The organism is candidate division KSB1 bacterium (assembly GCA_022566355.1).
Taxonomy (GTDB): Bacteria; Zhuqueibacterota; JdFR-76; order JdFR-76; family DREG01; genus JADFJB01.
In genome coordinates this window covers 1-6,401 of the sequence record JADFJB010000179.1, presented here as the reverse complement: position 1 = coordinate 6,401, position 6,401 = coordinate 1, and the positions used below count along the sequence as shown (strand labels likewise).

Annotated in this window: 4 protein-coding genes and 1 riboswitch; of the genes, 2 read left to right on the top strand and 2 right to left on the bottom strand. The window is 40.0% G+C overall.

The features are described 5' to 3' along the window. Positions 1-583: 583 nt before the first annotated feature. The gene (locus IIC38_19515) at positions 584-1,357 is read right to left on the bottom strand and encodes a DUF4382 domain-containing protein (protein ID MCH8128111.1); all 774 of its coding nucleotides are present in this window, start codon (positions 1,355-1,357) and stop codon (positions 584-586) included. A 61-nt stretch (positions 1,358-1,418) separates the two neighbouring features. Beyond that, positions 1,419-2,759 carry a flagellar filament capping protein FliD gene (fliD, locus tag IIC38_19510; GenBank protein ID MCH8128110.1) on the bottom strand — a complete coding sequence of 447 codons (1,341 nt, stop codon included), beginning with the start codon at positions 2,757-2,759 and terminating at the stop codon, positions 1,419-1,421. Further along, positions 2,752-2,840: riboswitch (cyclic di-GMP riboswitch) on the bottom strand. Its footprint overlaps the gene before it by 8 nt. A gap of 382 nt (positions 2,841-3,222) precedes the next feature. Between fliD and IIC38_19505 the strand changes: the two genes are divergently transcribed. Together IIC38_19505 and IIC38_19500 are read left to right on the top strand one after the other, a co-directional pair. Beyond that, on the top strand, positions 3,223-5,034 hold the full coding sequence (locus tag IIC38_19505) for a T9SS type A sorting domain-containing protein (GenBank protein MCH8128109.1): 1,812 nt from the start codon (positions 3,223-3,225) through the stop codon (positions 5,032-5,034). 122 nt (positions 5,035-5,156) lie between these two features. Continuing rightward, positions 5,157-5,717 carry a hypothetical protein gene (locus tag IIC38_19500; protein ID MCH8128108.1) on the top strand — a complete coding sequence of 187 codons (561 nt, stop codon included), beginning with the start codon at positions 5,157-5,159 and terminating at the stop codon, positions 5,715-5,717. Positions 5,718-6,401 lie beyond the last annotated feature (684 nt).

Genomic DNA, 6,401 nt, shown 5'->3' with positions numbered 1-6,401 from the left:
TTACTCGCTATTATTAAGTCTACTCTAAAAACCGATGCCATCGCTTTTCTAAAAAAATTGATACATAAAAACAAATACTTATGAGAGCGATGGAATCGGTATCCCACCTTTTTAGAATGAACTCAATAATGTTACAAGATTTTTTTGTAAAAGGGTAATAATTAAAGGGTCCAGCATTTTCCCTTATATAAACGAAGAGAAACGTTGCTTTTATAGGAGGATATATACATTCGTAGGATTATTGCAGGTCTGGATATATTTACACTCTTAGAGAGATTTCAGGATTAATTAACTTGGATAATTCATGAATTATAGTTTTAAGCTTGAAGTTTCCAGAGTTGTCATCCCGTCGCAAAGGGATCTATTGCCATAAAATTGAAAAAGCATAATTGTAAGTATAAAATAGTTGCAAAATAGATCCCTTCTGGATGACAGTGATAGTGTTCATGAGTAGTCCGGGTTAATTATGAACGTTGCGAAAAGACAATTCAGCAAAATTTCTTTTACAACAAGAAGAACAAATATTCGGTTTTTCACATTCTTTAGTTGGTGCGATACTCCGCCGCTTCTCCCTTAGAAATTCCTATTGTAGTGTAATCGTACCAAGGTTCTGGTTGGACCCAGCAATTACCTCTACATTGTCTGTTACAAATGAAAGTCCTGTTGTATCGTTGACACTAACAGTGAAAACTCCCTCTGGTAAAAAGGCCAACATAAAAGAACCGTTCGTTGTATCTACTATTGATGAAGTCAAAGTATCCATCCCTATTATTGCATATGCGATTGCCGAATTTTGAGGATTTGCGATAACACCTGAAATTGAGCCTGTAATAGCTTTGGGCACAACTCGAACAGTGGGCTTCAAAATATAACCGTTCGGATTGTTTGGTGGACCTGTTGTTACAATGGATCTATTAGCATCAAAATCAACTACCAATTCATACGTTGAGCCCGAAACAACAGTAAACTCCGGGCCTAGCTTTAAGCCAGTCTTAACGCCACTGGGAACAGTTATTTTGTGTGTCTGACCATCTACGACAACCTCTGCATCGTCAATTATGAGCCGTATTTGAGAATATTGTCCGGCAGGAACCTGAGCCGATCCAATTACAATTGATTTCCCATTATTCCATTCTAATAAATTTACAGTAATGGGCTCGCTATTCACTGTAATCCAATCCTCATTAATGTTTGCACTAATTTCTGAAAAAGTAATATTCACTGCTTCATATGTAGCTGGCGAATCAGTTAAGCTTATTTTGAGATTGCCCGTTTGACCTGGAGATGTTAAGCTGTCACCACTACAGCCAGCTAATAACGTAATAGGTAACAATAAAAGTTTGAATAAAAATCGCATACCATTCTCTTCTTCTTCATATTTAGATCCATATGATGTTTACAATATAAATCAAATTAACTTAAATAAGTATATCCAACAACATACCTTGTATTGAATTTTGATTCACATTCTGTAGGTTGCTATAAAATAATTTCGAATAATCCGAGCTCTCAAATTCTTTCGAATAATCTGAAACGGGTGAAGACTTTATTCGATTCGATAAGTTATCAATCTGGATAGAAAAACCATTAACACCAGCGAAAGTATCCTTTATACCTCCAAAGTTTTGCGCAATGGCTTCCGATAATTTTTCTTGATCAATCTCAAGTTTCCCATCACTGTTTTTTTGGATACCAAATGATTCCAATTCACTTTTATGGTCAGAAATGAAAGAATTAATCGTTTCAAGAACATCATCATTAATGTAGTCACTGTTGTTTTGCAAAAAATCAATAGAAGAATTTAGTTCAGAAACGAAATTTGAAATTGCATTATCGACTGTATCCGCATCAGGTGCAATAGTCAAATCCACATCGCCAACACCCAATAAATTTACTGTTACCATGCTATTGTCTAAATAAACCGTATTGGATTCTGATGAATATTCCATTCCATCAACTACATAAGCAGAATCCTGGGCGATGGTTGTAATAATATCTGCACCCATTGCGGTAACAGCACTACCTGATACATCAGAAATTGAAAATCCATTTACAGCCCCTGTACTATTCGATGCAATGGTGATCTTTTTAGTATTCGCACTACTGCCAGAAGTTACATTCGCTGTTATACCAAGGTTGGCATCATTAATAGCCATTGTCATCTTTTCTAGTACATCTGCGTTTGTGTCTCCTGCTGTTACATCAATACTAAGTTCAAAGTCGTTCCCGTCAATTGAAATATTGAAAATATTCGTCCCAATTGGTACAACACTTGTCTCAGTTTCATTTAAATCATTGCCTTCATTTTCCTGGGACAGGGCCAGTTGTGTGATTGATATTTGATAAGTAGATTCAGAAGCGCCGGTAACCGATGACAATGCATCATAAGCTGTGGCAGTAAGAATGTTGGTATCCGAAGACTTAGCGGTGCGATCATTAAAAACTGAGTTTGAAGCAGCAAGAGTTAATTTTTGAGCTTGGTTAGCCAAGTCTACAACATTATTATAGAAATTTCCCAAAACCTGAGCAGATTCAGCAGAGAATATTTGGTTTGATATCTTATTTTGAATACTTGCTACAGCTGATATAATTACTTGTTCAGAAAAACCTGTCGAAGGCTTAACTCCAATGGTTGAGATAAGGTTGGATATTTGATTGTTGTAAAAATATGAGCCAGCAATATTCATGATTTCCTCATTTCCTTTAAATAAAAAACCCACTTCCAAACGCAGTGGGTTGACTATTTTTTTACCTAGCAACCCCGCTATCTTATCCAAATCAATGGACTTAGACCGGAAGCTTTGCGACCCTTCTTTTCAGAAGATTTGCCCTTCAGTACAATCTGGAAATAATCTTTTATTCCATAATGATTATCGGCGCGTAACTACAAATACTTTAGTCCTAAAGATTGATAATTTTCCTTGGAATGGAGTTAGATCGCCCGATTCAAAATCATCTGCAAATATGCAGGCAGTCAACTTCCAGTCCGGATAATCTTATGTGGACAAATTGGGACATTTAGTACTCACGATTTTACTTACACTTTTGAATACATATTTCTGGAATTTTTCGTCCCATAAGGTTTCAACTAATTTCCTAGAAAATTATTGATTTTGGCTTTCTCGACTAGTACTATTTATCATTTGGTAGACTTCACTTGTGATCACCAGGAAGATGATAGTGCTTGAAATAAATAAATAATATCCTGAGAACCTTGTCTTAATGAATTTGCGAACATCAATTTCGGCCTTCTCGCTTCTGTTTATGGCGGCCATCGCATCCTATGCCCAGTTACCACCAGAGCTGAACAAACCCACAACGACGTTAATTAATATCAATCAGATATCCAGTTGGGTACATACGAATGATCAGATTGGTCCTAATCCCCACACAAACGGCGCGGGCACAACCTATCCGAGGGGCACGGCTAATGTAATGTACAAAGATGGCGTCATCTGGGGCGGCTTTGTCAAGGACGGCCATGAGCCGGAACTGCGCGGCGGCGGCGGTCTATGGTACCAGGGGACGCTTCTTGGTGCCATACTTTCTCAGGGCGTTGCTGAGGACACGGCATCGTCAGATACCCGTATCTGGCGCATCCGCAGAGACTGGCAGAACGCAGATTTAACTCGTGATGCATCAGAGTTTTTCTATGTTTCGCAAGACAGTGTGACCCAGGATCAGATCAATACGCTGCGATCTTTGTATCAAAGGGATTGGAACGAATGGCCCTGGCAAAAGGGCGCACCTTATTATGATGATAACAGAAATGGCATCATGGATGCAGGTGAGGAGCCCGGTTTGAATTCTGCAGATCAAGTCGTTTGGTTCGTGGCCAATGATCTGGATGCGAGCCGGACTATTTCTTTCATCGGCAGCCCGCCGATTGGTCTTGAAATTCAGACTGCGATTTGGGCCTACAACCGAACTGGATCCCGTTTGCATGAGGCCCTGCAACATGCGGTTTTTAAACAGGTGAAGCTCATCTACAAAGGTAGAATTGATACTCCAAAGAGCGCAAGAATCGACAGTATGTATGTTGGCTTATTTGCTGATACCGACATTGGAGATATTAGGGATCTTGCCGGATGTGACACGACACTGCAATTGGGTTATGGCTATAATGGCTATCCAATTGAGGCTGCTTTCGAAGAATTTGACCTTGCTCCGCCAGCATTTGGGTATTTGTTAATCCAGGGGCCGTTGATTCCCAGTGATGATCCATCCGAAAAAGGCAGATTTGATTTTAATCATAGAAAAGGGTATATGAATTTGAAAATGACCTCCTTTTGGCTCCACGCTTCGGGGGGAGTCAATAGTCCACCAGGTCGTTATAACTATCGTAATACTTTGAGTTTATATAATCTATTGAATGGTCTTATGCCATTTTCATGGCCATCACCTATGACAGATCAATATGGGAATCCAACCAGGTTCACCGTTCCCGGTGATCCGGTTGCCGGAACCGGGTGGATTGACGGTGTATTTGATCGCAACCATTCATATTCATATGGAGGGCCCCTTCCCGGCGAGCGCTATTTTTCCCTGAATTCAGGACCTTTTGCCATGGCTTTGGGTGATACCCAGGAGGTGGTAATCGCCATGGTCGGTGGATCCGGGTCAGATCGCTTGGCTAGTATTTCCGTCATGAAACATTACGTCAAGTGGGTAAAGCAATTTGGAGCTGCTAACTTTGCCATCGGTTTTGCTGAAAAGACCACTGAAGAACCTTCAAATGATTCACCACAGGACTATAGACTTTATCAGAATTATCCCAATCCCTTGGCCTTGAGCACAAAAATCAGGTATGACCTGCCTGCTCAACGAAAGGTCAAGCTAACAATCTATAATCTCTTAGGACAAGAAATCATAGCCCTCGTAGATGAGATTCAGAATCCCAGGTCCTATTCATATGATTGGGATGGCAGAAATGCTGCAGGACAGCGGGTTGCCAACGGAGTTTATGTATATCAACTTACAGCAGGCGCTCTAGTGATCACCAGGAAGATGATGGTGCTGGAAATAAATAAATAATATTTGGCAACAAATTTCTTTTTGTTAAAGCAGAAGCGAGTAAAGATAGATAATAAATGATTTTGATCAAAAACTGGTTTGTGGAACTTAAACGGCTGGCGCCGAACTGGAAAGTGATATGATTGGCAAAACCATATCATATTTTGCCCTGTGAGATAAAAATGCACGAGTTCTTAAAAATAATTGGACCCAAGAGAGAACTTCAACATGTTGATGAATCTCCATCTACATTATCTCACGGGGTAAACAAAGCCCACGACACCAAGCTGAAACAGACGATCGCGCTGAACTTTCTGTCACCTGAAAGACCGGACGATAACATAAAAGGGCAAATACTTCTCCTTCTTTTAGTCGTCTTTACTTTGACGGGATGCAATTACAACTCCACTGAGTCAATAAATGAGCCCATAAACCACTCGCCAGAAATCGTAAGTTTAACAGCTACTCCATCCACTATTGTCGCGCCTGACATTTCCGGTCTCGACGTAAAGGCAACAGATGCGGACAGCGACGAACTGACGTATGCTTGGAGTGCCGAGCATGGGGAGATAGTACCCTCTTTGAATCCTACTACGGCCACATGGTTCTCAGGTAACGTCGCACGAGGTGATTATGCGGTGACCTGCAGTGTCAGTGACGGCAAAGACACGACGACTAGATCAGTCACCATAACTGTGCTTTAATTAAGGGGGTTCAAAAAGCGACCAGATGAAGATCATTCTTCCCCAGTAGCGAAGAAGCCAACGAAATTCAAGAAAACAGAATAAGGATCGAGGAGAGAATTTTGATCGAAGAATTCGGAGATGCGTTCCGGAAGTATAGGGAAGCTACAAGCAAGCTGATTCCATTCATCTATTGAGATGAAGAACGCGCATGCAGGTTGGATACAGTTGGGATAGCGAGGCGGCAATAAATGGAACTCAGACAACTTGAAGGGAGGAGAGTGGGGTGAGTGGTCGATTGCAGCTGAAAACCAAGCGTCATTAAATTGAAACTTTCATTCTTGCTTTTGGGAAAAAGTATTTTATATGGATCATTCTAATAATGCGTGCTTATTCTTGCCACAGACTAACACAGACTAACACGTAAAATATAATGTCAGGATGAGGAATATTACAAAATGATATGTATCCACCTTTTTATGTATCCGTCAGCCGACGGATATGTTCAAATAAGGGAACTTCATTTCTACAATAATTAACCTGAACAATTCATAGCCACAAAGTAACAAAGGCACAAAGTATAAAAAAAAAGAAAATAAGTTTTATAAAATAAATCGAAAGAAACTCAGCTATTAATCGTAGTTCTTCTAAGTTATATAATCTTATTGTCTTGTCGGCAGAATTTATGATAATGCAAGTTAATTG

Coding starts and splice junctions, on each gene's coding strand:
- IIC38_19515 (MCH8128111.1), bottom strand. CDS start 1,357: ATGCGATTTTTATTCAAACTTTTATTGTTACCTATTACGTTATTAGCT.
- IIC38_19505 (MCH8128109.1), top strand. CDS start 3,223: ATGAATTTGCGAACATCAATTTCGGCCTTCTCGCTTCTGTTTATGGCG.